Raw genomic sequence first — 24,776 nt, forward strand, 5'->3', positions numbered from 1 at the left:
GGCGCCGCCGCGCCGCGCGGCTTCAGGAGGGCCGCAGCACCCGTTGCAACTCGGCAAGCGCATCCGCGAGTTGCTCCCGGTGCGCGATGTCGTCCTTGGGAATGGCCGCGACACTGCCCGCGAGCTCGCGCAGGATCCCGGCGAGCAAGCCGAAATTGAGGTGCAGGTGCACCGATTTGCGTTCGTCCGCCGTGCCCGGTTGCTGCAGCACCAGCGCAACGCCGCTGCCGTCGAGTCGTGCCTCGAACCGCGATGAATGCCCGAAGGTGCCGACATAGAATTTGTCGGGATATTCGAGCGCGATCTCTGCCTTGTCGGGAACCGGCTTGGACATGTGAGCCTCATTGATGTCAGGCTATTCTGGCCGGGAATAAACCTGGCCACCTTGCGATAGGTCAGAGGCGGGCTCGCTCCCGATTTGATTCGGATCAAAGCCGGGCTGCGGCTTCTGCGATCTGATGGCAGGACGCATGAAGTTTCCGCGTGCCCGGTCAACCGCGAGTGCATCGGCAATGAACGTCCGTTCCACCATTCCCGAAGCCGATTCAGGCGATATCAACATCTCTCTCGCGGACGAGGCGTCGGCACGTTGCGCGCAATTGCTCGGCGATGCCGGCCTCAGGCTGACGCGCCACCGCCTGGCGCTCGGCCAAATGCTGTTTCTCCGCCCTCATCGTCATGTGACAGCGGAGGGGCTTTATGAAGAAGCGACGGCCGCCAATCTGCGGCTGTCGCTTGCGACCGTCTACAACACGCTGAACCAGTTCACCGAAGCCGGCCTGTTGCGCCGGATCGCAGCCGACGGCATCAAGTCGTTCTTCGACACCGACACGTCCGTGCATCCGCATTTCTACCTCGAAGGCGAGGATGTGCTGGTCGACGTCACCGACGGCCTGACCTTCACCAGGATCCCCGAAGCGCTTCCGGGTCACGAGATCGCGCGACTCGACGTTGTCGTCCATCTGCGGCGGAAGCGCGACGTAGACCCGGCATGACGATCGTCTAGCGCAAGCCGGCCCGCCGGAATCCTTCCAGATAGTGCTCGCGGTCGGCCTCGTTGGCCCATGGCAATTGCGTCGAAATCCAGTGCAGCGAGATGTTGGGCTGGGTGCGGCGGAGCTCGCCCAGCGCCATCTCCGCAAGCACGCCGTCGCCGGTCATGCCGGCAGAAACCGCGAGCACGCGGTAGGCGCCGGTGAGGTCCCCGCGGTGGCGGATCGCCTCCCGCGCAAGCGCGATGGCTTCGCCATAGCGCCGCTCGGTGAAGCGGGCATAGCCGGCGATGCCGTGATAGATCGCCAGGGATGGATCGCGCGGCGAGAGCCGCATTGCCCTCTGCGCTGCCTCGAATGAATCCTTCGGCCGCCCGGCATAGGACAGCGCCAGTGCGTAATAGCCCTGCGCCAGCGAGAAGTTCGGATTGAGCGCGAGCGCCTGCTCGAACTCGGACAGTGCGTCCGCAAGCCTTCGCGTCGAGAAGTAGACGCTGCCGAGCGCGGCGTGCGCCCAGGCGTCCTCGTGGTCGCAGCGCACCGCGGCGAGCGCGGCGGCTTCCGCCACCGGCGCCACCACGGCAAGCTCGGCCCAGCCGAGATGCACGCCGAACATGTGGTTCGCCGCGAGCACCGACAGCGCCTGGCCGTAATTCGGATCGATCCCGATCGCGCGTTCGAGCAGCGCCCGCGCGGCCTCGTGATCCTGCCGCGTCACGCGCCAGTAATGCGACAGCGCCCGCATCAGGAGATCCCAGGCATCCAGGCTCGCGGGGGGCTTGCGATGGGCGCGAAAACTTTCCGCCGCATGAATCTGCGGCTCGATCGCCGCGGCGATCGCGTTGGTGATTTCGTCCTGCACGGCGAACACGTCGACCAGCTCGCGGTCGTAGCGCTCGGCCCAGAGATGGCTGCCGGTTGTGGCGTCGTTGAGCTGCGCCGTGATGCGTACCCGGTTGTCCGACTTGCGCACGCTGCCTTCGACGACGTAGCGGACGCCGAGTTCCTCGGCGATCTGCCGGATGTGGACCGCGCGCCCCTTGTAGGTAAAGGACGAGTTGCGGGCGATCACCATGAACCAGCGCTGCTTCGACAGCGCGGTGAGGATGTCCTCGCTGATGCCGTCGCCGAAATAGTCCTGTGCGGGATCGCCGCTCATGTTCTCGAAAGCGAGCACCGCGACCGCCGGACGGTCCGCCAGGGCGCGCGGCAGGGCAGCGGCGGGTTGCGTGGGGGCGGTCGCGACTGCCGCTTCTTCCCGGACCTCGCCGACGAAACGAAAGCCTTTTCGCGGAATGGTCTTGATCAGCCGCTGGCTCGCACCGTCGTCGCCGAGCGCCTTGCGGGCGGCGTTGATCCGGCTGTTCAGGGCGGAATCCGAGATGATCCGATCGCTCCAGATCTGGCTGATCAGGTCATCCTTGCTGACCACACGGGTGCGCTGCGCCACCAGATAGAGCAGGAGATCGAACACCTGCGGCTGCAACGGCACGGCGGCTCCGCTGCAGGTGAGTTCCCGCAGGTCGCCGTCGAGCACGTTGTTTTCAAAGCAAAATCGCACGTTTTTGTCGTCTCAAGCAAAAATCAAAGTCGTCTCAGGCGAAAATCAACCGTCCGCGAAAGTCCTGGGACCTCGGGTGCGGCATGGTGCAGCGACCAATGAAGTGCCGGCGTTTTGGCACAACGGAGCTGCTTATGACCCAAATTGATCATCAGGTTCATCCTATCGCCCCCGTTGCGGGCTCACGCATTTTCAAGTTCATCGCCTTTCTGTACGGAATTGCGGCGTATCTCGTGTTTTTCGTCACCATTCTCTACGCCATCGGCTTCGTCATGGGGCTGGTGGTGCCGAAGACCATCGACACCGGGACCGACACGCCCGTGGCCGAGGCCGTCATCATCAATCTGCTCCTGATGGCCCTGTTTGCGGTCCAGCACAGCGTGATGGCGCGGCGGCAATTCAAGGCCTGGTGGACGCAGTACGTCCCCAAGCCGGTCGAGCGCAGCACCTATGTGCTGTTTGCGAGCCTGTCATTGCTCCTCCTGTTCTGGCAGTGGCGCCCGCTGCCCACGGTCATATGGGAGGTCGCGAACCCGGATCTTGCTGTGACGATCGTCACGCTGTCGCTGGTAGGCTGGGTCCTGGTGTTTACCTCGACCTTCATCATCAATCATTTCGAGCTGTTCGGATTGCATCAGGTGACCAATCATCTCGTCGGCAAGGAAGCGTCGCCGCCGCGATTCAAGACGCCGCTGCTCTACAAATTCGTCCGTCATCCGATCTATCTCGGCTTCATCATCGCGTTCTGGGCGGCGCCGGTCATGACCGCGGGCCATCTGCTGTTCGCCGCCGTGACCACGCTCTACATCTTCGTTGGCATCGCGCTGGAGGAGCACGATCTCATCGATCTCTTCGGCGACGAGTACCGGCAGTACAAACAACGGGTGTCGATGCTTATTCCCTGGCGCAAGTCGGTATAGCTTGCGCGTCTTTCCGTCGCGTCCGCCGAAAGGAGGATGCGCGGCGGCGCCGAGGCGCGTATCGGAGCTTGCCGGACGCAACCTTCAACGCTTCTCGGGGTGATCCCCTCACCCCGACGTTACCTGCGCGAGCGAAGCTCGTCGCGACCCCGCATTCGTTTTGCCGAGTTATCGGCAAACAGGAGCGGGGAGAGGAATCTAAACAATCATCAACGGAGACGACCTAATGAAACATGTTGGAAACTGCTTCTGTGGCGCGATCACGATCGAGGTCACAGGCGCGCCGGAAGCGATGGGCTATTGCCATTGCAGCTCGTGCCGCTCGTGGTCGGGCGGTCCGGTGAACGCCTTCAGTCTGTGGAAGCCCGAGGCCGTGCGCATCACCGAAGGTGCTCAGAATGTCGAGACCTTTGCGAAGACGCCGCTCAGCCAGCGCAAATATTGCAAGAAGTGTGGCGGTCATCTCATGACCAACCATCCGCCGCTCGGCCTGGTCGACGTCTTCACTGCCACCATCCCCACGCTCGCGTTTGCGCCCGGCGTCCACGTCAACTACGCCGAGACGGTGCTGCCCATGCGCGACGGCCTGCCCAAGCTCAAGGATTTCCCGGCCGAGTTCGGCGGCAGCGGCGAGATGATGCAGGAGTAGCGGCCCCCATCTCCTCTCCCGCAAGCGGGAGAGGAGAAAATTCGCTACCTCATCCCCGCGCGCCGCAATCCTTCGAGGTAATGCTCGCGATCCTCGTCCCGCAGCATCGGCAGCTCACGCGTGATCCAGGCCAGCGAGATGCCGGGCTGGGCGCGGCGCAAGCCTTCCAGGGCGGAAGCCGCGCGCGCGGGATCCCCTGACATTCCGGCAGCGGCCGTCAGCACGCGATGCGCGCCGACGAAATCGGCGCGCTGCCGCATCGACTCGCGCGCCATCTGTGCGGCGCCTTCGTAGTCGCGGCCGATGAACCGGGCATAGGCCGCGACGCCGCAATAGATCGCGGCGAGCGGGTCGCGCGGGCTCAGCCGCAGCGCGCGGCGCGCCGCGACATCGCCGTTCTGCCATCGTCCGGCGTAGCACAGCGTCACGCCGTAGAAGGCGTGCGCCATCGCAAAGTTCGGATTGAGGTTCAGCGCCAGCTCGAATTCCGCCAGTGCGTCGTCGAAGCGGCGACGGAATAGATAAGTGTATGCCAGGCCGTGATGGGCCCAGGCATCCTCACGATCGGCCTCCACCGCCGCGAGCGCGGCGCGCTCGGCCACCGGCACGGTCGCGGCCATGTCGGACCAGCCCATATGCGCGCCGAAGATGTGGCTGGTCGCGAGCAGGCCGAGCGCCTTGCCATAGGCGGGATCGAGCGCGACGGCCTTCTCGAGCAGTCCTTGCGCGGCGGCATTGTCCTCGCGGGTGATGCGCCAGTAATGCGACAATGCACGCATCACGAGGTCCCAGGCATCCAGGCTTCCCGGCGGCTTCTGCTGGGCGCGAAAACTCTCGGCGGTATAGAGCTGCGGCTCGATCGCGGCGACGATCGCCTCGGTGATCTCGTCCTGCACCGCGAAGATGTCGGCGAGCTCGCGGTCGTATCGTTCGGCCCAGAGATGGCTGCCGGTCGAGACGTCGTTGAGCTGCGCGGAGATGCGCACGCGATCGCCACTCCGCCGCACACTGCCTTCGAGCACGTAGCGCACGCCGAGCTCGCGCGCGACCTCGTGCATGTGCACGGCGCGGCCTTTGTAGACGAAGGAGGAGTTGCGCGCGATGACGAAGAACCAGCGCAGCTTCGACAGCGCGGTGATGATGTCCTCGCTGATCCCGTCGGAGAAATAATCCTGCTCGAGGTCGCCGCTCATGTTGGTGAAGGGCAGCACCGCGATCGCCGGCCGGTCCGGTAGCTGCAGAGAGGCCTGTAGAAGCTTCGCTCCGAAATCGGATTCCGGCGCGGTTGCCCCCCGCTTGGTCTCGACGTCGCCGACGAAACGAAAACCCTTGCGTGAGATGGTGCGGATCAGTGCCTGGCTCGCGCCGGTGTCGCCGACCGCCTTGCGTGCCGCATTGATCCGGCTGGTCAGGGTGGATTCGGAGACGCTGCGCCCGTGCCAGATCTTGTCGATGAGCTCGTCCTTGCTGACCACCCGATCGCGGTTCTCCATGAGGTGGACGACGAGATCGAAGACCTGCGGCTCCACGGCAACGGGAACCTGCTCGCGGCTCAGCTCGCGCAAGTCGGTATCGAGCAGGTGATCCCGGAACAGAAACTGCACGGCGAAAACTCAGACCTCAAGGCAATATCGGGCAATGATGAAAGCAAACGGATTTCGGCTGATCTCTGTGAGTGCGCCGGAGGGCCTGTCCGGTTCACCACGATCGAGTGATGGCAGGCATGCGATTTATGGGGAGGAATGCAGCCCGGGTAAGAACATGACGGGGCGACAGTTTGGACGTCTGAAAACCTGACGAATAGTGAATGTCCATTGCCGAACAGTTCCGTGTGCGTAAGCTGCCCTCGCACAAAACACCAACCACGAAGAAACGCCCATGCCCGCTTTTCATGCCTCGACCACCGTGCTGGATTCCATGTTGTTCCGCGATGCCTTCGGCACGCCCCAGATGCGGGAGGTGTTTTCCGATATCGCGACGGTCGCGCGCTATGCCGAGGTCGAGGTGGCACTGGCGAAGGCGGAAGCGAAGTGCGGGGTGATTCCGCAGGATGCCGCCGATCAGATAGCGGCTCGGACCGACGCTGCCGCACTGGATTTCGACCTGTTGCGGCAGGAGACCGATGTCGTCGGCTATCCGATCCTGCCGCTGGTGCATCAGATGGTGAAGCAATGCGGCGATGCCGGCCGCTATGTGCATTGGGGTGCGACCACGCAGGACATCATGGACACCGCCGTGGTGCTGCAACTGCGCGCCGGGCTCGAGATCGTCGAACAGGACATCGCCGCGCTGCGAACAATCCTCGCCGACCTCTCGAAGCGCTACCGTGACACGCCGATGGCGGGCCGCACCCATCTTCAGCAGGCGTTGCCGGTCACCTTCGGCTACAAGACAGCGATCTGGCTCGCGATGTTCGACCGCCATGCCGAGCGGATCCGTGAATTGAAGCCGCGCGTCCTGGTCGGCCAGTTCGCCGGCGCCGCCGGCACGCTGGCCTCGCTCGGCGACAAGGGGTTCGAGGTGCAGGAAGCGCTCTGCGCCGAACTGAAGCTTGGCGTTCCCGCCTCGACCTGGCATGTCGCACGCGACGGTTTTGCCGAGGCCGTGAATTTCCTGGCGCTCGTCACCGGCTCGCTCGGCAAGATCGCGCTCGACATCATGATCATGGCCTCGACCGAATTCGCCGAGGTCTACGAGCCCTTCGTCAAGGGACGCGGTGCTTCCTCGACCATGCCTCAGAAGCGCAACCCGATCTCCTCGGAACTGATGCTTACGGCGTCCAAGGCGGTGCGCCAGCACGCCGGCCTCATGCTGGATGCCATGGTGCAGGATTTCGAGCGCGCCACCGGGCCCTGGCACGCCGAATGGATGGCGATCCCCGAGAGCTTCGTGCTGACCGCCGGCGCGTTGCATCAGGCGAAGTTCGCGCTCGCCGGCCTCATCGTCGACGAAAGCAAGATGAACGAGAATCTGGCCGTCAGCCGCGGTCTGATCGTGGCCGAAGCCGTCATGATGGGGCTCGCGCCTGAGATCGGGCGGCAGGAGGCCCATGACGTGGTCTACGACGCCTGCCGGCTCGCCAATGAGAACGGCCTGACACTGGCGGACGCGCTGTCGTCCGATTCCCGCGTCTCTGTCAGAATCGACCGTGCCACGATCGAGGCGCTGACATCACCGAAAAATTACCTCGGCCTTGCTCCCGCCATGGTCGACCGGGTGCTGAAATCGGCAACACGTTGAAAACCAAAATGCGCGAAACTGCGTATCTTTGGGGTGTCGCAAGGCACTCGCGCACTTGTGTCCCGCGATGCTAGACTTAAATTGAGCAAGAGACGTTCGGCAGAGGACCCGGCATGACTGATCAACGCATCACCTCCACTCCCATCGATCCCGTGAAGCTCGACCGGCTGGCCGAGGTGGCGGTGAAGGTGGGCCTGGGCTTGCGGCCGGGCCAGGATCTGCTCTTGACGGCACCTGCGATCGCGTTGCCGCTGGTGCGGCGGATTGCCGTGCATGCCTACAAGGCCGGCGCCGGCATCGTGACGCCCATTCTCTCCGACGAAGAGATGACGCTGGCGCGCTATCGCCACGGCCACGACGACAGCTTCGATCGCGCCGCCAACTGGCTCTATGAGGGCATGGCCAAGGCGTTCTCGAACAACACCGCCCGTCTCGCCATCGTCGGCGACAATCCGATGCTGCTCTCGGGCGAAGATGCTTCCAAGGTCGCGCGCGCCAGCAAGGCCAATTCCATGGCCTATCAGCCGGCGCTGGAAAAGATCGTCAATTTCGATACCAACTGGAACATCATTGCCTATCCGAGCCCGTCCTGGGCGAAGCAAGTCTTTCCGAACGATCCTGAAGAGGTCGCGATCGGCAAGCTGGCGGACGCGATCTTCGCGGCGTCCCGCGTCGATCGCGACGACGCACCGGCCAATTGGGCGAGCCACAACGCGGTGCTGCGCGAGCGCACCAACTGGCTCAACGGCCAGCGTTTCCGCGCGCTCCAGTACTCGGGACCGGGCACCGACCTCACGATCGGCCTCGCCGACGGCCATGAATGGGAGGGCGGTGCCTCGCTGTCCAAGAACGGCATCAGCTGCAACGCCAATATCCCGACCGAAGAGGTCTTCACCACGCCGCATTGCCGGCGCGTCTACGGCCATGTTGTGAGCTCGAAGCCGCTGTCCTACCAGGGCACGCTGATCGACAACATCGCGGTGCGTTTCGAGGACGGCAGGATCGTGGACGCGAAGGCTTCGCGCGGCGAGGAGGTGCTCAACAAGGTGCTGGACACCGACGAGGGCGCGCGGCGTCTCGGCGAAGTGGCGCTGGTGCCGCATTCCTCGCCGATCTCGCAGAGCGGGCTGTTGTTCTACAACACGCTGTTCGACGAGAACGCGGCCTCGCACATCGCGCTTGGCCAGTGCTATTCGAAGTGCTTCGTCAACGGTGCCCAGCTCACGCCGCAGCAGATCGCGGCGCAAGGCGGCAATCAGAGCCTGATCCATATCGACTGGATGATCGGCTCGGCCGAGACCGACATCGACGGCATTCTGGCCGACGGCAGCAAAGTGCCGGTGTTTCGCAAGGGCGAATGGGCGAAGTAGCGCGTCTTGCTGTCCATCCTTCGAGACGCCCGCGCTGGCGGGCTCCTCAGGATGAGGTCTTGATTCGTTGGGCATCTTGGATCCTCATGGTGAGGAGCGCCGGTTACGGCGCGTCTCGAACCATGCAGGCCGAGCAAGTATCCTCAAGGCACCTCTTACGCCGCCGCATTGCGCAGCATCGGGTTGTTGTCGATGCTGAAGCGGTTGAACAGCGTCGTGAACGGGCTGCCGTCGGTGGCCCGCACGACGGCGTCGGAGGTCGCCACCGCGTCGTAGAGCGCACCGACCGGATCATTCGCTTCAGGCAGGTCGAGGCCCTTGCGGATTTCCTCGCGGGCCTCGTTGACGTCGTCCTCGTCCTCGAGTGTCGCCTCCAGCGCCTCCGCCGCCCGCCGCATCTCATGAAGGTCGCCGCCGGCGGAAAATTTGAGGATGTCGAGCCAATAGGGGCGCGCCACAACGAGCTGGACGAAAGCCTCGAAACTCTCCGCGATGATTCCCGCGCGGCCTTCCGACGAAACGTAGAGCACGTTCTGGGAGGGCAGCAGCACGAGCGCGCCGCCGGAGCCGTCACTGCCGATCTGCCGGGGGCTTTCGATGCCGTCGACGGTGAACCAGGGCTCCTCGTCGGTTGCGAAGGAGACATCAAGGCTGCCGAGCCAGGCCACGACCTCGCCTTCAGCTGCGAGAACCTCCGGGGTGAGGGGCATCGGCATGGCTCCTTTCAGATAGCTTCGCGCACTTTGTCGCACCCCGGAAAAGAAGGGTTCATGTGCACGAAATTGCAGGGGATTCGCGACGTTAACCGTTTCGCGTCTGCAACTTGCGGCTGATTGTCGGGCCCCGCGTAAGAAAGAATTAAAAACCGGCTACTAGCGTTCCCGGCATCTTTGAACAATCCGGGCCGAGACCCGGCGGATCATATTTTATCCCCTGGGGGAGCAGATGTCGCGCGCGTTGATTGAAATCAGTAATTGCAATGTAGACCTCGAGCTGCGGCCGATCGAACCGTCCTGGATCATTGAAGGCAATCCGGTGTCGCGCTCGCACATCCTATCCACCAGCGCCGACGGCACCGCTTCGACCATCATCTGGGCCTGCACCGAAGGCCGCTTCAACTGGTACTACGACATCGACGAGACGATCATGATCATGGAAGGGTCGATCGTGCTCGAAAGCGACGGGATGCCGCCGAAGCGCTACGGCCCAGGGGACGTCATCTTCTTCCGCGACGGCGCGCACGCCAAATGGCATGTCGAAGGCCACGTCAAGAAGATCGCGTTCTGCCGCAAGACCAATCCCGTGATGATCGGCTTCCTGATCCGCGTCGTCAACAAGCTCAAGAAGATCTTCGTCTCCACCGGCGAGCGCCGTCCGGCCTCGCTGATGGGCGCTAATTAGAGTTCAAACAGTTCTACGACGCTTCCCAGCGGTCACGACGGAACAGGGGCCGGGATCAACTTCCCGGCCCCTGTTCTCGTCATGACGGCAAGCCTTTTTAAGGCAAATCGAGCCGGTAGAAATTGCTCGCGGTTTGCGAGAACAACGCCGTCTTCTCGGTCTCGCTCAAGGGCGCCGCGATACGCTTGAAGGCGTTGAAGATCACCTGGTAGCTGCACTGGCCATTGTCCGGCGGGAAATTGCTCTCGAACATCGCGCGCTTGGGTCCAAACGCCTCGATGCAGGTTTCGACGTAGGGCCGCCACGCGGCGGCAAGCTGCTCGGATGACGGCGGCCTCTCGCGCAAATGGAAGTCGTAGCCGAGCAGGCACATCGCGAGCCCGCCGAGCTTCACCACCACGTTCTCGCATTTGGCAATCTCCTGGATCGAGGCGCGCCATTGCGGAAACACCTCCTCGCGTCGCCCGGCAAAGCGCCCGATTCCGGCCGGTCCGCCGCAATGGTCGAGCACGATCCTGGTGTCGGGAAATGCGCGGGCGAGCTCGGTCAGCTCGCCGATCTGCGGATGGAACAGCCAGGCGTCGAAGCTCAGGTTCAGCGGCGCCAGACAGGCGAAGCCCTTGCGGAAGGCCGGGTCCTGCAGCAATCCCTGCGGCCGGCTCGCATACATGCCGGCGACAGCAGGATCCTGGTCCCAGGCCGAGGAATGCCGGATGCCGCGGAAGCGACCGTTGCCCGCCGCGATCTCGGCCTCCAGCACCGGTTTTGCGGCATCGCCGAGCAGCAGATTGACGTGGCTGACGATGCCGGCGCAGATCGCGGCCCTGCCGTAGCCGCCGCTGGCGCTCATCGCGGCGACGCCGTTGGCGAACTCGACCTCACCGACCGGCCGGAACGCCTCGGGTCCGTGCGCGCGATACATCGAGCGGCAGTCGACATAGACGGTGGCGATGACGTTGTGGCCTGAGGCGACATCGGCCGCCATCTCCTCGATCAGGTAGCGGTGCCCGCGATCCCAGAGATGGTGATGGGGATCGACGATCGGCCGCGCGGGATCGATGATCTCCTCCTGATGCAGCGCGAGCCAGTCCTCGCGCGGCTCGGCGAATAGCCCGCTCGTGTTGGCGGGCAGACCGCTTGCAGCCATCGGCGTGCACTCCCTTTACGTACGCTTCTTGTTTGGGGAGCCTAGCACCTCGTCCTCGCACGCAGCAGCGCGCGTTGCGCAACCGCACCCGTCATCGCGGGCACAGCGGCGCCGTCGTCATCCCTTGCGCCGCTTCGCCCTCACATCGACCATCAGCCGCCAATCGGTTGCGCTGGTCGGCTTGACCTCGCCGAGCCAGTGGAAGAAATCCTCGGTGATCTCCGTAAAACTCCAGCGCGTCAGGTCGCCGGCTTCGGTCGTGCCTTCCTGCACGATGTCGGCATCGCGTGGACGGCCGATCTGCTGGCGGAATATGCGGCGGCCGGGATCAAACCAGGAAATCCGCCATGCATCGATGGTCGGATCGTAGACCCGCAGCGTCGTGCCGTACCAATTGCCGGCGATCGGCAAGGCCGGGCTGCCGGCCGGGCGCGGAATGATCCAGACGTCCTGGACGGCGCGGCCCTCCAGCACCCAGCCAAAATGGATTTCGCCGGGCGCGGTGTGTTTCGTTCCATCGGCTCCGTGGGCGGTGATCTCGGCGTCCCAATCGCCGACGAAGCGGCCGTAAAGCTGGAGCGCCGCCGCGTGCTCGGGGTTCGGTGCGTCCGCGTGCAATAATCTCGCAAAGTCGGTCATGTCGATCTCCTGTTGCGAGGAGATCAGCACGACCGGCGGGCAGCCGACTTGGAGAAAATTGCGCGTCAGACGCCGTCGAGGATGATCACCGTCGGCTTCGACGGCAGCGTGTCTCTCGACATCCGGAAACTTCGTTCCATGCGCCGGTCGATCTCGAACTGCTGGCCGATGCGTTGCATGAAATCGTCGAGCGGGGTGGCGAAGCGGTGCATCGGCAGCACGACCGAGGCGCGCAGCCGCTTGGTGATCTCGGAGACGCCGTCGAGCGACATGGTGTAGGTGCCGTCGATCGGCACCATCACGATGTCGAGCCGTCCGATCTGGGCAAAGTGGCTGTCGTCGAGCTTGTGGTGAAGATGGCCGAGATGGCCGATGCAGAGGCCCGCGACCTCGAAAATGAAGATCGAATTGCCGTCGCGGATCATGTCGGCGCCGGAATCGTCGCCGAAATAGCGGCGGATGTCGGTGGTGACATTGCGGATGAAGGTGTCGCCGATGCGCTCCGACACGATGGCCGGCTTGCCGTCCTCGCCCCAGCCATGCAGCACACGAGGAATGCGCTTGTCGGGATATAGAGAATAGTGCGTGCTGTGGGCCCGGTTCATGGTGACGACATCGGGCAGCCGGCCCACCTGGTAGGCCCCGCTATAGTCGGTGGCGATGCGCAAGCCGCCGGGCGTGTCGATGAAATAGGTGGAATGGCCGGCATAGGTAATCTCGACCTCGGGCGCGGCCGCCGCCTGCCTGAACGCGACCGACATGAGGCGCGGCGCCGCATTCGCCATCGCCAGGCATTCGCTGCGTTGTGGCTGTTGGGCGAGGGCAGGCGAGAGGAATGCGCCGAACAGCGCCAGAGCCGCCGAAACCAGTCGTCGCATGAATCCATCCCCGATGACTTCAGGGGAAAGTCTAGCGTGCAATGCAGCGCGTGGCCAACGACGCGCGATCAACAGCGCGTCAGTGTCGCACCCTCACGCCGGCCCTTTATCACTCCCGCCGCGGGCTGAACTTCCAGGTGATGGCGACGAGGCCCGCGGTGATCAGGCCGCTGACGAGACCGACGATGGGCAGCGTGAGCACCAGCGCGGCGCTGGCAGCCCAGCCGATCGAGGAGAACGCCTCGGCGAAGGTCGCAAGCCGCGACGAGGTCTGGCGGCGGCGGAATTGGCTGCGCCGGGCCTGCACCCGGAACCAGAGCTGAATTGCGGTCGCGGAGGCCGCGCTGACGATGACCGCACCGGCGCTGACCGCGGCCTGGAACGCCGAGGCGAAAGCTACCGCCGCGATCAGCGGGCAGAAGATCACGGCGATCGCGATCAGCACCACCTCGATCTTGGCGCGGATGACGCTGGACGGCGTCAGCGGCGCGGTCGCAACCAGGTCGGGCGCGTCCTCGCCCGAGATCGTCAGCCAGGCAAGCCCGCCGGCGAGTTGTCCCGCCGCCATGACGATGACGGGCGTGATCAGCGTCAGCGCCGCGGAGCTGTCGGCAAAGTTGCGCCAGAGCAGCAACGCCGGCGGCACCAGATAGAGCAGCTGCATCAGCGTCTGCGAGATCAGCCAGGGATCGCGCCAGAGCAGCGAAAATTCCTTGCGCCGCAGGGCATGCTGCCGCGATCCGCCGCGGAACGGGCGCTCCTTCGCGCTGCGACGGCCGGACGCGGCATAGGCGGCGGCATCGATCGCCGTGTCCGCAAAGCGGCCCGAGAAGATCGCCATGACGCTTCCGAGCAGCACGAGCCCGAGCGCCAGGAGCAGCAGCAGCGCTTCGGCGTCGCCCATCGCCGCCCGCGCCGGCCACCACCAGATGCTATCGGCATCGGGCGCGTAGTTGGCGATCGTGCCCGAGGTCAGGATGGTGAAGCGCGACAGCGTGCCGTAGGATATGATTGCGGCCACCTGGAGCGCGATCACGAAGCCGGCGCCGATGATGGCGGCGAGGATCTGGGCGACGAACCGTGTCCGCGCCGGACCGATCAGGCGGAACAGCAGGATGGTGACGGCGATCGCGATCGCTGCGGCCGACAGGCCCATCGCGACGACGACGCCGAACGCTGCGAGCCAGCGCGCGCCGCCCCCGAATACGAGCACGTCGATGAAGGGCGTCGAGAAGAGCAGCGCCATCACCGTGATGGCGAGCGCGATCGCAGCGATGCGCACCGAGAACAGATTGGCCAGCGTCGCGGGTGAGGACATGATGAGGTCGAGATCGGCGCGTGCGTAAAACACCCGGGTCACCGATTCGATCGCCTGCGACAGCATCAGCGTCCAGGCGAGAAAAATCGTCGCCGAGATCACGATCAGCGAGGATTTGTCGAGCGGCAATTGCAGGTCGGCGAAGCGGCCGATCACAGCCCAGGCCGGCACGTGCAGGAGGGCCGCGAAGAACAGCAGGCCGATCACCGCGGCACGCGTTCGTTTGCGCCGCCCGCCGGTCATCATGGCGAGCCATTCGCGCCAGGCGAGCCGGAGCTCGTGGCGGGCGAACCAGGACAGCGCGGTGGCCGAGCTCATGCGGCTTCCTGGAGCGTCACCAGCGCGATGAAGAGATCTTCCAGACTGGTATCGGCGTGCCCGTTTTGCTGGCGCAGCTCGGTCAGCGTGCCCTCGGCAACCAGGCGGCCGGCTGCGATCACGCCGATGCGGTCGGCCATGCGTTCGGCGACCTCGAGGATATGCGTGGTCATGATGACGGTGCAGCCGGCGCGGACGCGCTCGCTGAGGAGTCCCTTGACGTGGCGGGCGGAGACGGCGTCCAGTCCCGTGAGCGGCTCGTCGAGGATGATGAGGCGGGGATCGTGCACCAGTGCGCCGGCGAGGGCGACCTTCTGGCGCATGCCCTTGGAAAAGCCCTCGCAGCGTTCGTGCCGGTGCGGTTCGAGCCCAAGCGAGTTCAGGAGCTCCGCGGCAACCGGTTCCGAGGCCGATGGTGCGATGCCCCACAGACCGGCCACGAATTCGAGATATTCGAGCGGCGTGAGCTTGTCGTAGATCATGGGTTCGTCGGAGACCCATGCCATCACCTGCTTGGCGGCGACGGGATTTTGGAGCGCATCGACGCCGAAGATGGAGACCGCGCCGGCATCGGGCCGTAAAAGGCCTGCAACCATGCGCAAAGTGGTGGTCTTGCCGGCGCCGTTGGGGCCGACCAGCGCATAGAATTCGCCGGCATGGATGGTGAGATCGAGGTTATCGACCGCCAGACGGTCAAAACACTTCGTTAACCCCAGGACTTCGAGCGCCGAGTCGTCCCGCTTCATCACGGCCACACCTTGCGGTTTTGCATCGCTCGCGACCATGCCCCGAAGATGTTTCGGCACCGTGAATCGCGCTGCCGTAAATTCCGTCATCCGGATTGGACTAATGGCAAGTCACCGTTTGTTGACAGCGCTTGGCGGTTCAGGCTGAATTGGCGAAGGGACGAATGGCGCGAGCGCAGCGAAACGACTGCGTAGCGACTGAACACAAGATGCGGCAAGGCGGTCATGAAGAACCGCCAGTTGTATCGGGAGGATGCGCGACGATGCTGGATTTCGTTCAGCAGCTGGTCAGCGGTGTTGCGCTCGGCTGCGTCTACGGCCTGATCGCACTCGGCTTCGTGCTTGTCTACAAGGCCACCGAGGTCGTCAATTTCGCCCAGGGCGATCTGATGATGCTGGGCGGCTTCTTTGCCTTCACCTTCATCGGCATGATGGGGCTGAACTACTGGGTCGGCTTTGCCGGCGCGGTGGCGGCGATGGCGCTGTTCGGCATGCTGGCCGAGCGCGTGGTGGTGCGGCCGATCCTCGGCTATCCGCAATTCTCCATCATCATGGCCACCATCGGGCTCGGCTATTTCCTGCGCTCGGTCTCCGGCATGATCTGGGGCACCGACGATTTCAAGATCGACACGCCGTTCAGCCAGGGCGTGCTGCGCATCGGTTCGCTGGTGCTCGCCCATGACAAGCTCTCGGTAATCGCGGCGACGGTCATCCTCTGCGCGCTGCTCTGGCTGTTCTTCAACAAGACCACGCTCGGCACCGCGATGCGCGCCAGTTCCGAGAACATGCTGGCCGCCTATTACATGGGCATCCCGGTCAAGCGCGTGGTGTCGATCGTGTGGGCGATCAGCGCGGCGGTTGCGACCTGCGCCGGCGTGCTGCTGGCGCCGATCACCTTCATCCATTCCAATGTCGGTCTGGTGCTGGGCCTGAAGGCGTTTCCGGCCGCCGTGCTCGGCGGCTTCGGCTCGATCCCCGGCGCCGTCGTCGGCGGCGTCCTGATCGGCGTCATCGAGAGCATGGCCGGCTTCTATCTGGCCGAGGGCTGGAAGGACGTCGCGCCCTACATCGTGCTGCTCGCCGTGCTCTTGCTCAAGCCCGAAGGCCTGTTCGGCCTTCACGTCCGCAAGAAGGTCTGAACGCATGCGCTTCCTGTTCAAGACCGACTACGAGGACGACATCAGGCTGTTTCCGCATTCGGGCTATTACGTCTCATACGGTCTCCTGCTGGCCGTGCTGCTGATCGCGCCCTATGTGCTCTCCAGCTATCTGATGAGCCAGCTCGTCTTCGTCTGCATCTATGCGACCGTCGGCGTGGCGCTGTTGATCTTGACGGGTTTCACTGGGCAGGCCTCGCTCGGGCATGCGGCGTTTCTCGCGATCGGTGCATATACGGCGGCCTATTTGCAGAAATATGGTGTGCCGTTTCCGGTCTACTTTCTCGCCGCCGGGTTCCTGACCGGGCTGATCGGTGCGCTGGTCGGCTTCCCCGCGCTGCGGCTGCAAGGCATCTATCTCGTCATCGCCACCATCTCCTTCGCCTTCATCGTCGAGGAGATTCTGGCACGTTGGGAGAGCGTCACCAACGGCAACGAGGGCATGCGAATCAAGGCGGTGTCGCTGTTTGGGGTCACAGTCTCGCGCGACAGCCCGACCTTCTATTTCCTCTGCCTCGCCGTGCTGGTGCTGACCATCGTCGGCACGCTCAACCTGTTGCGCTCGCCCACGGGGCGCGCCTTCGTCGCGATCCGCGACAGCGAGACCGCCGCGCGCAGCATGGGCGTCAATGTCGCGCTGTACAAGGTGAAGTCCTTTGCGATCTCCGCGGCGATCACTGGCTTCGCCGGCGTCCTGTTCGCGCACAAGCTCTCGTTCATCTCGCCGGAGATGTTCACGCTCCAGCTCTCGATCGAGTTCATCATCGTAATCCTGATCGGCGGCACCTTCAGCCTGCACGGCGCGGTGCTGGGGGCGATCTTCATCGTGATGATTGATCCGTTCCTGACCTATCTCAAGGACGACCTGCCCGGCATCATCGCCGGCATTGCAGCGACCTTCGGAGCGGGCACGCAAACCGCAGCCAATGTCCAGTCCAAGGTCGCGGCCTTTGCCTCGCTCAACGGCCTGAAAGGCGCGATCTACGGCATCATCATCGTATTGTTCGTGCTGTTCGAGCCGCTCGGGCTTTACGGCCGCTGGCTCAAGATCAAACTCTTCTTCCAGCTGTTCCCGCTCTACAAGCGCGCTACCTTCAAGCGGCAGAAGATCTACGTGAAGTCGGAGCGCAACCGATGAGCTATTTTCGCGCCGAGAGTTTGTCGCTGCATTTCGGCGGGCTGAAGGCCGTCGATGCGGTGTCGTTCGCGGTCGAGAGGGGTGAGATCCTCTCGATCATCGGGCCGAACGGCGCCGGCAAGAGTTCGATTTTCAACCTGATTTCGCGGATCTACCGGCCGACCTCGGGCCGCATCTTCTTCGAGGATCAGGACATCACGGAGCAGCCGCCCCATGACATCGCAAGGCTCGGCATCGCCCGCACGTTCCAGAACATCGAGCTGTTCGAGAACGCGACGGTGTTGTCGAACCTGCTGGTCGGCCGCCACCGGCATTCGACCACGCAGCTTTGGCAGGAGCTGTTGTTCCTGCCAGGCGTACGGGCCGACGAGAAGCTGCATCGACGCAGGGTCGAGCAGGTCATCGAATTCCTCGATCTCGAGCCCTACCGCGACAAGCTGATCTCGGGTCTGCCTTACGGCGTGCGCAAGGTGATCGAGCTGGCGCGCGCGCTGTGCTCGGAGCCGAAGCTGATCCTGCTCGACGAACCGTCCTCGGGCCTCAACGTGGAGGAGACCGACGACATGTCGTTCTGGATCCGCGACCTGAAGAGCGAGCTCGGCGTCACCGTGCTCATGGTCGAGCACGACATGTCGCTGGTCAACCGCGTCTCCGACCGCGTCATCGCGCTGAACTACGGCAGGGTGCTAGCGATGGGCTCGCCTGCCGAAGTGCAAGAGCATCCCGATGTCGTCGCCGCCTATCTGGGAGCCTGACGCAATGGATGCCGTGATGACGCCGGACATCATCCTGAAACTCTCCAACATCGAGAGCTATTACGGGCCGATCATGGCGATTCGCGGCATCTCGCTCGAAGTGCCGCGCGGCCGCATCGTCACGCTGCTGGGTGCCAACGGCGCCGGCAAGACCACGGTGCTGAAGACGATCTCGGGCATTCTCGATCCGCAGAAGGGCGCCATCGAGTTCATGGGCAAGTCGATCCAGCGCATGGAGGCGGACAAGATCGTGCGGCTCGGCCTTAGCCACGTGCCCGAGGGACGCGAGGTGTTCCCGTTCCTCTCCGTGCGCGAGAACCTGATGATGGGCGCCTATCCGCGCAAGGATCGTAACGGAGTTGCGGACGATCTGGAGCGCGTCTACGGCTATTTCCCGCGGCTGAAGGAGCGCATCAACCAGCCGGCCGGACAGCTTTCCGGCGGCGAGCAGCAGATGCTCGCGATCGGCCGCGCGCTGATGAACCGGCCGACGCTGTTGCTGCTCGACGAGCCCTCGCTCGGGCTGTCGCCGATCCTGGTGAAGGAGATCTTCGCCATCATCCGTCGGGTCAACGAGGAGCAGGGCATGTCGATCCTGCTGGTCGAGCAGAACGCCAAAGTGGCGCTGGAGACGGCGCATTATGGTTATGTGCTGGAGATCGGCCGGATCGTGATGAACGACAGCTGCGACCGCTTGATGCATTCGAAGGACATCCAGGAATTCTACCTTGGCGCCAAGGAGGCGGGCGCACGAGGCGAGCGGCGCTGGAAAAAGAAGAAGACTTGGCGCTAAGGAATTGAAGGAAGACTTTGAATTGAAGGAAGACTTGGCGCTGAAGGAAGACTTGGCGTTAGATCTGGAGACCCGTCCGCAACACTAGACCGCCGGCAAGGCAGGCAGCGGAGGGGAGCGCGACAAGGAGGAGACGTGCATGGCCCGACCGGCGGTGCTGACGGTCGCAGATACGATCGCGAAGAGCTTTTTGCGCGCCGCGGAGACGCGGGGCGACAGGCCGGCTATACGCGAGAAGAAATTCGGGATCTGGCAGCCGACCAGCTGGCGCGAATGGCTGGAGATCTCGAAGGAGGTCGCCTACGCGCTGCACGCCATCGGCTTCAGGCCCGGCGACGTCGCTTCCATCATCGCCAACGCCGTGCCGGAATGGGTCCATGTCGACATGGGCATTCTGTGCGCCGGCGGCGTCTCTTCCGGGATCTATCCGACCGATGCCTCATCCCAGGTCGAATATCTCGTCAACGATTCCCGGACCAAAGTGATCTTCGCCGAAGACGAGGAGCAACTCGACAAGGTCCTGGCCTGCCGCGCACGCTGTCCGTCTCTGCGAAAGATCATCGTGTTCGACATGGAGGGCCTCAGCGGCTTCTCCGACGACATGGTGATGTCACTCGATGAGTTCCGCGCGCTCGGGCGCAACCACATGGCCGGCCGCGAGACGCTGTGGCAGGAGATGGTCGACAGTCGCAGCGCGAGCGACCTCGCGGTCCTCGTCTATACATCCGGCACCACGGGTCCGCCCAAGGGCGCGATGCACGCCAATCGCAGCGTCACGCACCAGATGCGGCACGCTAACGATTTCATTCCGGCGCGCGAGGATGAGGACCGGCTGATCTTCCTGCCGCTCTGCCACGTCGCCGAACGGATCGGCGGTTATTACATCTCGGTCGCGCTCGGCTCGGTGATGAATTTTGCCGAGAGTCCTGAGACGGTGCCGGACAATCTGCGCGAGGTGCAGCCGACCATCTTCCTCGCGGTGCCGCGCATCTGGGAAAAATTCTATTCCGCCATCACCATCGCGCTGAAGGACGCGACCCCGCTGCAGCGATGGGTCTACCGGCGCGCCATCGACGTCGGCTATCGCATGGTCGATTACAGGATCGAAGGGAAACCGCCGCCGCTGTCGTTGCGGATCGCGAACGGCATCGCTTATCGGCTCGCATTCCGCAACATTCGCCGCATGATCGGGCTCGACCGTTGCCTCATCGCCTTCACCGGCGCGGCGCCGATCGCACCGGAGCTGATCCGCTGGTTTCTCGCGCTCGGCATCGACATCCACGAGGTCTACGGCCAAACCGAGAATTGCGGCGTCGCCACCATGATGCCGGCGGAGCGGATCAAGCTCGGCTCGGTCGGCAAGGCGGTGTCCTGGGGCGAGGTCGCGCTGTCGCCCGAGGGGGAGATCCTGATCAGGGGCGACTTCCTGTTCATGGGCTATCTGAACCAGCCGGAGAGGACAGCTGAGACCATCGACCATCGTGGCTGGCTGCACACCGGCGACGTCGGCACCATCGACAATGAGGGCTTCGTCCGTATCACCGACCGGATGAAGGACATCATCATCACCTCCGGCGGCAAGAACGTCACGCCGTCCGAGATCGAGAATCAGCTGAAATTCTCGCCCTACATCTCGGACTCCGTGGTGATCGGCGACAAGCGGCCATACCTCACCTGCCTTGTGATGATCGACCAGGAGAATGTCGAGAAATTCGCGCAGGACCACGACATCCCCTTCACCAATTATGCCAGCCTGTGCCGCGCGACGGAGATCCAGGACCTGATCTGGCGCGAGATCGAAGCGGTCAACGCCAATTTCGCCCGTGTCGAGACCATCAAGAGATTCTATCTGATCGAACGCCAGCTCACTCCGGAGGACGAGGAGCTGACGCCGACCATGAAACTGAAGCGCGGCTTCGTGAACAAGCGTTACGCCGCCGAAATCGACGCGATGTACCCGGCGCGGGCGGTGGCTTGAACAATCTTGTTTGAACAACAGCGAAGGAGTGATGGCCCCACCCTTCGCACCATAGGGGCCCCAAGGAGAGGAGACGTCAATGTCGAGATCGTTGAGAACGTTCGGCTTTGCGGCAGGCGCGGTGGTGCTCACCTGTTTGCCGGCCGTCGCGCAAACCAAGGTCACCAATGAAGGCATCTCGGCCTCCGAGATCGTCATCGGCACCCATCAAGATTTGTCGGGGCCGATCAAAGGCTGGGGCGTGCCGGTCTCGAACGGCATGAAGATGGCGGTCGAGGAGATCAATGCCGCCGGCGGCGTCCAGGGGCGAAAGATTCGGCTTGTCGTCGAGGACAGCGGCTACGATCCGAAGAAGGCCGTGCTCGCATCGCAGAAGCTGATCGAGCGCGACAAGATCTTCGCGATGGTGGGGGCAATGGGCTCGCCGACCGTCCTGGCGGCGCAGGATATCCTGCTCGACGCCGGCGTGCTTCAGCTGTTCCCGCTGACGGCAGCGGAGTTCACGTTCAAGTTCGATCCCGCCAAGCCGCAGGAGCGGCTGAAGTTCAACAATCTGCTGCCCTATGTCGAGAGCACGCGGGCGGCGCTGAAATACATGATGGAGTGGAAGAACTTCAAGAAGCCCTGCATCATGCATCAGGACGACGAGTACGGGAAGAACGTGCTCGACGGCTTCAACCAGCAGCTCACTGCCATGAAGGTCCAGCCGGCCTCGATCACGAGCTACAAGCGCGGTGCCTCCGACTTCAGCGCGCAGATCGCCAAGATGAAGTCCGACAGCTGCGACCTCGTCGTGCTCGGCGCTGTGCTCCGTGAGCCCATCGGTGCGATGACGGAAGCCAAGAAGCTCGGCTGGGATGTCACCTTTCTCGGCGCGACGCCAACCAACGTGATGGAGGTGCCCATGCTCGGCAAGGAGGCCGTCGAAGGGCTCTATGCGGCGTCCGGATTCGAGATCCCCTACGAGGACACCGCAAAGGGCAAGGTGAAAGACTGGTTGGTCAATTACAAGAAGATGTTCAGCACCGACGCCAACACGCAGGCCATCATCGGCTACAACGCGGTGATGACGTTCGCGTTCTACGCCAACAAGGCAGGCAAGGATCTGACCGGCCAGAAGATGCTGGACGCGCTGGAATCGGGCGACAAGTTCCTCGACATCTTCAACTCGCCGCCGACCAAATTCTCCAAGACCGACCACCTCGCCAACACCATCACCCAGGTGCAGCAGGTCAAGGGCGGCCGCTGGGTGCTGGTGAAGGACAATCTGATGTTTTGATCGCTTGCCGCCCGCGCGCTGCACCCTCTCCCCTTGTGGGAGAGGGAGGCTTCGCGTGAGCGAAGCCGGGTGAGGGGTTCTCTCCGGGCGTGAATCTCTCTCGATAGAACTCGCGGAGACAACCTCTCATCCGGCGCTTCGCGCCACCTTCTCCCGCAAGGGGAGAAGGGAGAAGGCGCGACACACCGAGATAGAATCTACGATCCCCCGCCCGCGGTGCCTGAATTCACCGGGGCCAACTCGTCTTCCCGGCAGCGCCAGCCATCGGCGGCTTTGACAAACGCAAACGTGCGCTGGATCCGCAGGCGGCGTGTGACGTTGAAGGCGTCTGCGGAGCGCTCCTTGTTGCCGACACCAGGCTGCGGACGACCCGTTCTGGCGTCCCAGCAGGTGCCCGTGCACGTCGTGGCGATCTTGCTGCAGGTGGCGAAGGGCGCCAGCACGGCCATCTCGATCTCGCCCGTGACTAGCGCCTCCTGCTCGCCCACCTGGCTGTCGAGTGCGTAGACGCGGTTGATGCGGAGGAAGTTGCCGCAGGAATTGGCCGCGTGGATTCGCGCGGCGCAGAAGTCGACGGCATCGGTGTCGGGAGCGCGGGCTGTGACCTGCCGGCCGAACACCTTCTTCGGATCGCCTTTCGCCGCGCCGATCTCGTCGGCCTTGTGCTTCAGATAACCGGCGAGACAGTCCTCCGCGGACTCGAGCTCCCCGAGCGGCACGTTCTCCTTGCCGACCAGATTGCATTTGCGGTCGCGCTCCCGCGTCCACCGGCCATATTCGGCGAAGGCAAAGCGTGCCGCGGTCGGATCGAGCTTGCGGATCAGGCCGAGGACCTGGCTGTTCAACTCGGTCTCGGCAAGCGCCAGCGACGGGTCCGCACAGATCAGCGCGCCCGCGGCGGTGTTGGCCGCGAGACAATCGAAATCCGGATCGCGCACGATCGCGGCGCGCTCATCGGTCACCTTGAGAAGACATGCCTTCACGCGGTCGAAATCGTCGGCGCGGATCGCGGTCTGGCTGACGATGCCGCAACCGAGGTTGCGCTGGCGAATCCAGATCGCGTTCTCCTCGATCCCAGGCAGGCGATCGGGCAGGCGGGCAAGCCGCGCCTCGATTCCCGTGCTCAGCCTCTCGGCGGCGGCGGCGAGCTCGGCATCACCGCAGAACAATTGATTGCCGGGATCGCGGATCTGCTGGCAGTTGTTCCTGGCGAACAGCGGCAGCCTGTCTGCGACGGAGCGGTCGGACGGGCCGGATTGCGCGAAGCTGGATTGCGTGAAACGTGGCGCCGCCGGCGAGGCCAGCAGCGCAAGCATAGTCAGCACGATGAACCGCATTCCAGTCGCCCCCGCATAGCTGCGGCCATGCTAGCGTCCCGGATCGCGCGGCGAAATGGGTTTGTGGGCAAGCCGTACTTTATACTGGTAGCCCGGATGGAGCGCAGCGCAATCCGGGATTCGTGCGACAGGCGACAGCCCCGGATTTCGCGGAGCCCGTCATCGGGCGGCGCTGTGCGCCGACCCGGTGGCGCCATCCGGGCTACAAGAAAATCAATGCGCGTCGGCGGCGATCATCGAGAACCGCACGGGTTCGTCGACATATTTCATCACGGCCGACTGGTAGAGCACGAACAACGGCTGGTAGCTCCGTGCGGCGTCGTCCTCAACCATTGCCATGCGGCGGTTGTCGAGCATCAGCCAGTGGCCGTCGAGCCGTGCAGCGGCAACCGCATGCTCTTCGCCGGCACGGATGTCGCGTACGACAACGATGCGGAGATCTTCGGCGGCAACGCCCGCGAGCTTAAGGGCGGCGAGCTTGGCAATGGCATAGTCCTCGCAATCCCCGGCGCCACGCGCGAAAGTCGCGAGCGGCGAGCTCCAGACGTCGTCAGAGCCATCGTCGGCCGCACGGATGGCGAGGTTAATGGCGCGATTGGTTTCGCCCAGCAGAGCGCGGCCGTCGCGGGCGCGGGCTTGGTCGACGATGGCGAGCAGCTTGAGTGCCGCAGGCGATGCGCAATTGTCCCGGTCGCCGTCGCACAGCGCGAGCTGTACCATGTCATCGTCGAGCCTGGACCTCAACGCGAGCCATTTCTGCTGCAGGCTGCCGGCGGAGATGGCGAAGGCGAACACGCCGAACGGCTCGGCGGATTTGCGCACGAGGACGCCGGCTCCCGGTGACAGCAGCGTGCCAGCGCGAAGCTCGGCGGCCGATCCGAACAGGATCAATCCGCACAGCACAAGGATTGCGCGCCAAGCGCGCGAACGAGCAGCGGTCTCCATCTGACATCCCCTTCCAGCTTCGCCAGGTCCCCCTCGACCTGCACGTGCCGGGCTTTGTTGCTTTCGCGGAGATAGTGGGAGGCAGGCGGTTTTGTTCTGCTTAACGCGCCCGGCTGGGGTCCCAAAACCGGGCAACAGGCTGAAACGGGCCTGCTCAAATTGCGTAAAATTTTACGATTCGCCGGCTAGGAGGGCGGCAGCTGCCGCGAGGAAGG

General features: G+C 63.9%; 22 protein-coding genes and 1 pseudogene. 12 read left to right on the forward strand and 11 right to left on the reverse strand.

Features of this window, described 5'->3' with window-relative positions; translation table 11 throughout:
* Window positions 1-22 precede the first annotated feature (22 nt).
* Window positions 23-334 (reverse strand): hypothetical protein, encoded by a 312-nt coding sequence (locus tag AC0L2F_RS09075; RefSeq protein WP_007605124.1) that lies wholly within the window; start codon window positions 332-334, stop codon window positions 23-25.
* A gap of 178 nt (window positions 335-512) precedes the next feature.
* Between AC0L2F_RS09075 and irr the strand changes: the two genes are divergently transcribed.
* A complete protein-coding gene (irr, locus tag AC0L2F_RS09080; protein ID WP_473248165.1) occupies window positions 513-995 on the forward strand; it encodes a Fur family transcriptional regulator Irr in 483 nt (160 codons plus the stop codon).
* Window positions 996-1,002: 7 nt separating this feature from the next.
* Here the strand turns inward: irr and AC0L2F_RS09085 are convergent, their stop codons facing one another.
* Window positions 1,003-2,553 (reverse strand): winged helix-turn-helix domain-containing protein, encoded by a 1,551-nt coding sequence (locus AC0L2F_RS09085; protein WP_473248166.1) that lies wholly within the window; start codon window positions 2,551-2,553, stop codon window positions 1,003-1,005.
* Window positions 2,554-2,687: 134 nt separating this feature from the next.
* Here AC0L2F_RS09085 and mddA point away from each other — a divergent pair, with 134 nt between their 5' ends.
* The gene (gene mddA / locus AC0L2F_RS09090) at window positions 2,688-3,473 is read left to right on the forward strand and encodes a methanethiol S-methyltransferase (protein WP_063994579.1); all 786 of its coding nucleotides are present in this window, start codon (window positions 2,688-2,690) and stop codon (window positions 3,471-3,473) included.
* Between the two features lie 226 nt (window positions 3,474-3,699).
* Window positions 3,700-4,122 (forward strand): GFA family protein, encoded by a 423-nt coding sequence (locus AC0L2F_RS09095; protein WP_007605133.1) that lies wholly within the window; start codon window positions 3,700-3,702, stop codon window positions 4,120-4,122.
* 44 nt (window positions 4,123-4,166) lie between these two features.
* Here the strand turns inward: AC0L2F_RS09095 and AC0L2F_RS09100 are convergent, their stop codons facing one another.
* Entirely contained in the window at window positions 4,167-5,726 is a 1,560-nt protein-coding gene (locus AC0L2F_RS09100; protein WP_007605134.1) for a winged helix-turn-helix domain-containing tetratricopeptide repeat protein, read from the reverse strand.
* 274 nt (window positions 5,727-6,000) lie between these two features.
* Between AC0L2F_RS09100 and pcaB the strand changes: the two genes are divergently transcribed.
* Both pcaB and AC0L2F_RS09110 read left to right on the forward strand, forming a co-directional pair.
* The gene (gene pcaB, locus AC0L2F_RS09105; RefSeq protein ID WP_473248167.1) at window positions 6,001-7,362 is read left to right on the forward strand and encodes a 3-carboxy-cis,cis-muconate cycloisomerase; all 1,362 of its coding nucleotides are present in this window, start codon (window positions 6,001-6,003) and stop codon (window positions 7,360-7,362) included.
* Window positions 7,363-7,475: 113 nt separating this feature from the next.
* Entirely contained in the window at window positions 7,476-8,732 is a 1,257-nt protein-coding gene (locus tag AC0L2F_RS09110; RefSeq protein WP_063994582.1) for an aminopeptidase, read from the forward strand.
* A gap of 155 nt (window positions 8,733-8,887) precedes the next feature.
* Here the strand turns inward: AC0L2F_RS09110 and AC0L2F_RS09115 are convergent, their stop codons facing one another.
* Window positions 8,888-9,442 carry a hypothetical protein gene (locus AC0L2F_RS09115; protein WP_473248168.1) on the reverse strand — a complete coding sequence of 185 codons (555 nt, stop codon included), beginning with the start codon at window positions 9,440-9,442 and terminating at the stop codon, window positions 8,888-8,890.
* A gap of 235 nt (window positions 9,443-9,677) precedes the next feature.
* Here AC0L2F_RS09115 and AC0L2F_RS09120 point away from each other — a divergent pair, with 235 nt between their 5' ends.
* Window positions 9,678-10,133: a cupin domain-containing protein gene (locus AC0L2F_RS09120; RefSeq protein WP_473248169.1), complete on the forward strand. Its 456-nt coding sequence runs from the start codon at window positions 9,678-9,680 to the stop codon at window positions 10,131-10,133.
* Between the two features lie 97 nt (window positions 10,134-10,230).
* Here AC0L2F_RS09120 and AC0L2F_RS09125 read toward each other — a convergent pair whose 3' ends face one another.
* The 5 genes and pseudogenes from AC0L2F_RS09125 to AC0L2F_RS09145 all read right to left on the reverse strand — a co-directional run bounded on the left by AC0L2F_RS09125 (window position 10,231) and on the right by AC0L2F_RS09145 (window position 15,179).
* Window positions 10,231-11,280: an amidohydrolase family protein gene (locus tag AC0L2F_RS09125; RefSeq protein ID WP_473248170.1), complete on the reverse strand. Its 1,050-nt coding sequence runs from the start codon at window positions 11,278-11,280 to the stop codon at window positions 10,231-10,233.
* A 117-nt stretch (window positions 11,281-11,397) separates the two neighbouring features.
* Window positions 11,398-11,919, reverse strand: a complete 522-nt coding sequence (locus AC0L2F_RS09130) for a hypothetical protein (protein ID WP_473248171.1) — start codon at window positions 11,917-11,919, stop codon at window positions 11,398-11,400.
* 65 nt (window positions 11,920-11,984) lie between these two features.
* Window positions 11,985-12,797, reverse strand: a complete 813-nt coding sequence (locus tag AC0L2F_RS09135) for an MBL fold metallo-hydrolase (protein WP_473248172.1) — start codon at window positions 12,795-12,797, stop codon at window positions 11,985-11,987.
* Between the two features lie 68 nt (window positions 12,798-12,865).
* Window positions 12,866-14,433, reverse strand: a pseudogene (locus AC0L2F_RS09140) (permease).
* Window positions 14,430-15,179 carry an ABC transporter ATP-binding protein gene (locus tag AC0L2F_RS09145; protein ID WP_063996784.1) on the reverse strand — a complete coding sequence of 250 codons (750 nt, stop codon included), beginning with the start codon at window positions 15,177-15,179 and terminating at the stop codon, window positions 14,430-14,432. Before AC0L2F_RS09145 ends, AC0L2F_RS09140 begins: the two are co-directional and overlap by 4 nt.
* Before the next feature lie 263 nt (window positions 15,180-15,442).
* On the opposite strand from AC0L2F_RS09145, the gene AC0L2F_RS09150 reads away from it, so the two are divergent.
* The 6 genes from AC0L2F_RS09150 to AC0L2F_RS09175 all read left to right on the forward strand — a co-directional run bounded on the left by AC0L2F_RS09150 (window position 15,443) and on the right by AC0L2F_RS09175 (window position 22,279).
* Entirely contained in the window at window positions 15,443-16,318 is an 876-nt protein-coding gene (locus AC0L2F_RS09150; protein ID WP_007605146.1) for a branched-chain amino acid ABC transporter permease, read from the forward strand.
* Between the two features lie 4 nt (window positions 16,319-16,322).
* Window positions 16,323-17,474 carry a branched-chain amino acid ABC transporter permease gene (locus AC0L2F_RS09155; protein ID WP_473248173.1) on the forward strand — a complete coding sequence of 384 codons (1,152 nt, stop codon included), beginning with the start codon at window positions 16,323-16,325 and terminating at the stop codon, window positions 17,472-17,474.
* Window positions 17,471-18,229 (forward strand): ABC transporter ATP-binding protein, encoded by a 759-nt coding sequence (locus AC0L2F_RS09160; RefSeq protein ID WP_007605148.1) that lies wholly within the window; start codon window positions 17,471-17,473, stop codon window positions 18,227-18,229. Before AC0L2F_RS09155 ends, AC0L2F_RS09160 begins: the two co-directional genes overlap by 4 nt.
* Before the next feature lie 4 nt (window positions 18,230-18,233).
* Entirely contained in the window at window positions 18,234-19,022 is a 789-nt protein-coding gene (locus AC0L2F_RS09165) for an ABC transporter ATP-binding protein (protein ID WP_473248289.1), read from the forward strand.
* 139 nt (window positions 19,023-19,161) lie between these two features.
* Window positions 19,162-21,000 (forward strand): AMP-dependent synthetase/ligase, encoded by a 1,839-nt coding sequence (locus AC0L2F_RS09170; protein ID WP_473248174.1) that lies wholly within the window; start codon window positions 19,162-19,164, stop codon window positions 20,998-21,000.
* Between the two features lie 79 nt (window positions 21,001-21,079).
* Window positions 21,080-22,279, forward strand: a complete 1,200-nt coding sequence (locus tag AC0L2F_RS09175) for an ABC transporter substrate-binding protein (RefSeq protein WP_063994589.1) — start codon at window positions 21,080-21,082, stop codon at window positions 22,277-22,279.
* Between the two features lie 197 nt (window positions 22,280-22,476).
* Here the strand turns inward: AC0L2F_RS09175 and AC0L2F_RS09180 are convergent, their stop codons facing one another.
* Together AC0L2F_RS09180 and AC0L2F_RS09185 are read right to left on the reverse strand one after the other, a co-directional pair.
* Window positions 22,477-23,616 carry a lysozyme inhibitor LprI family protein gene (locus tag AC0L2F_RS09180; RefSeq protein WP_473248175.1) on the reverse strand — a complete coding sequence of 380 codons (1,140 nt, stop codon included), beginning with the start codon at window positions 23,614-23,616 and terminating at the stop codon, window positions 22,477-22,479.
* Between the two features lie 213 nt (window positions 23,617-23,829).
* Window positions 23,830-24,561, reverse strand: a complete 732-nt coding sequence (locus AC0L2F_RS09185) for a transglutaminase-like cysteine peptidase (RefSeq protein ID WP_473248176.1) — start codon at window positions 24,559-24,561, stop codon at window positions 23,830-23,832.
* Window positions 24,562-24,776 lie beyond the last annotated feature (215 nt).

It is taken from the genome of Bradyrhizobium sp. Ken64 (assembly GCF_055807555.1).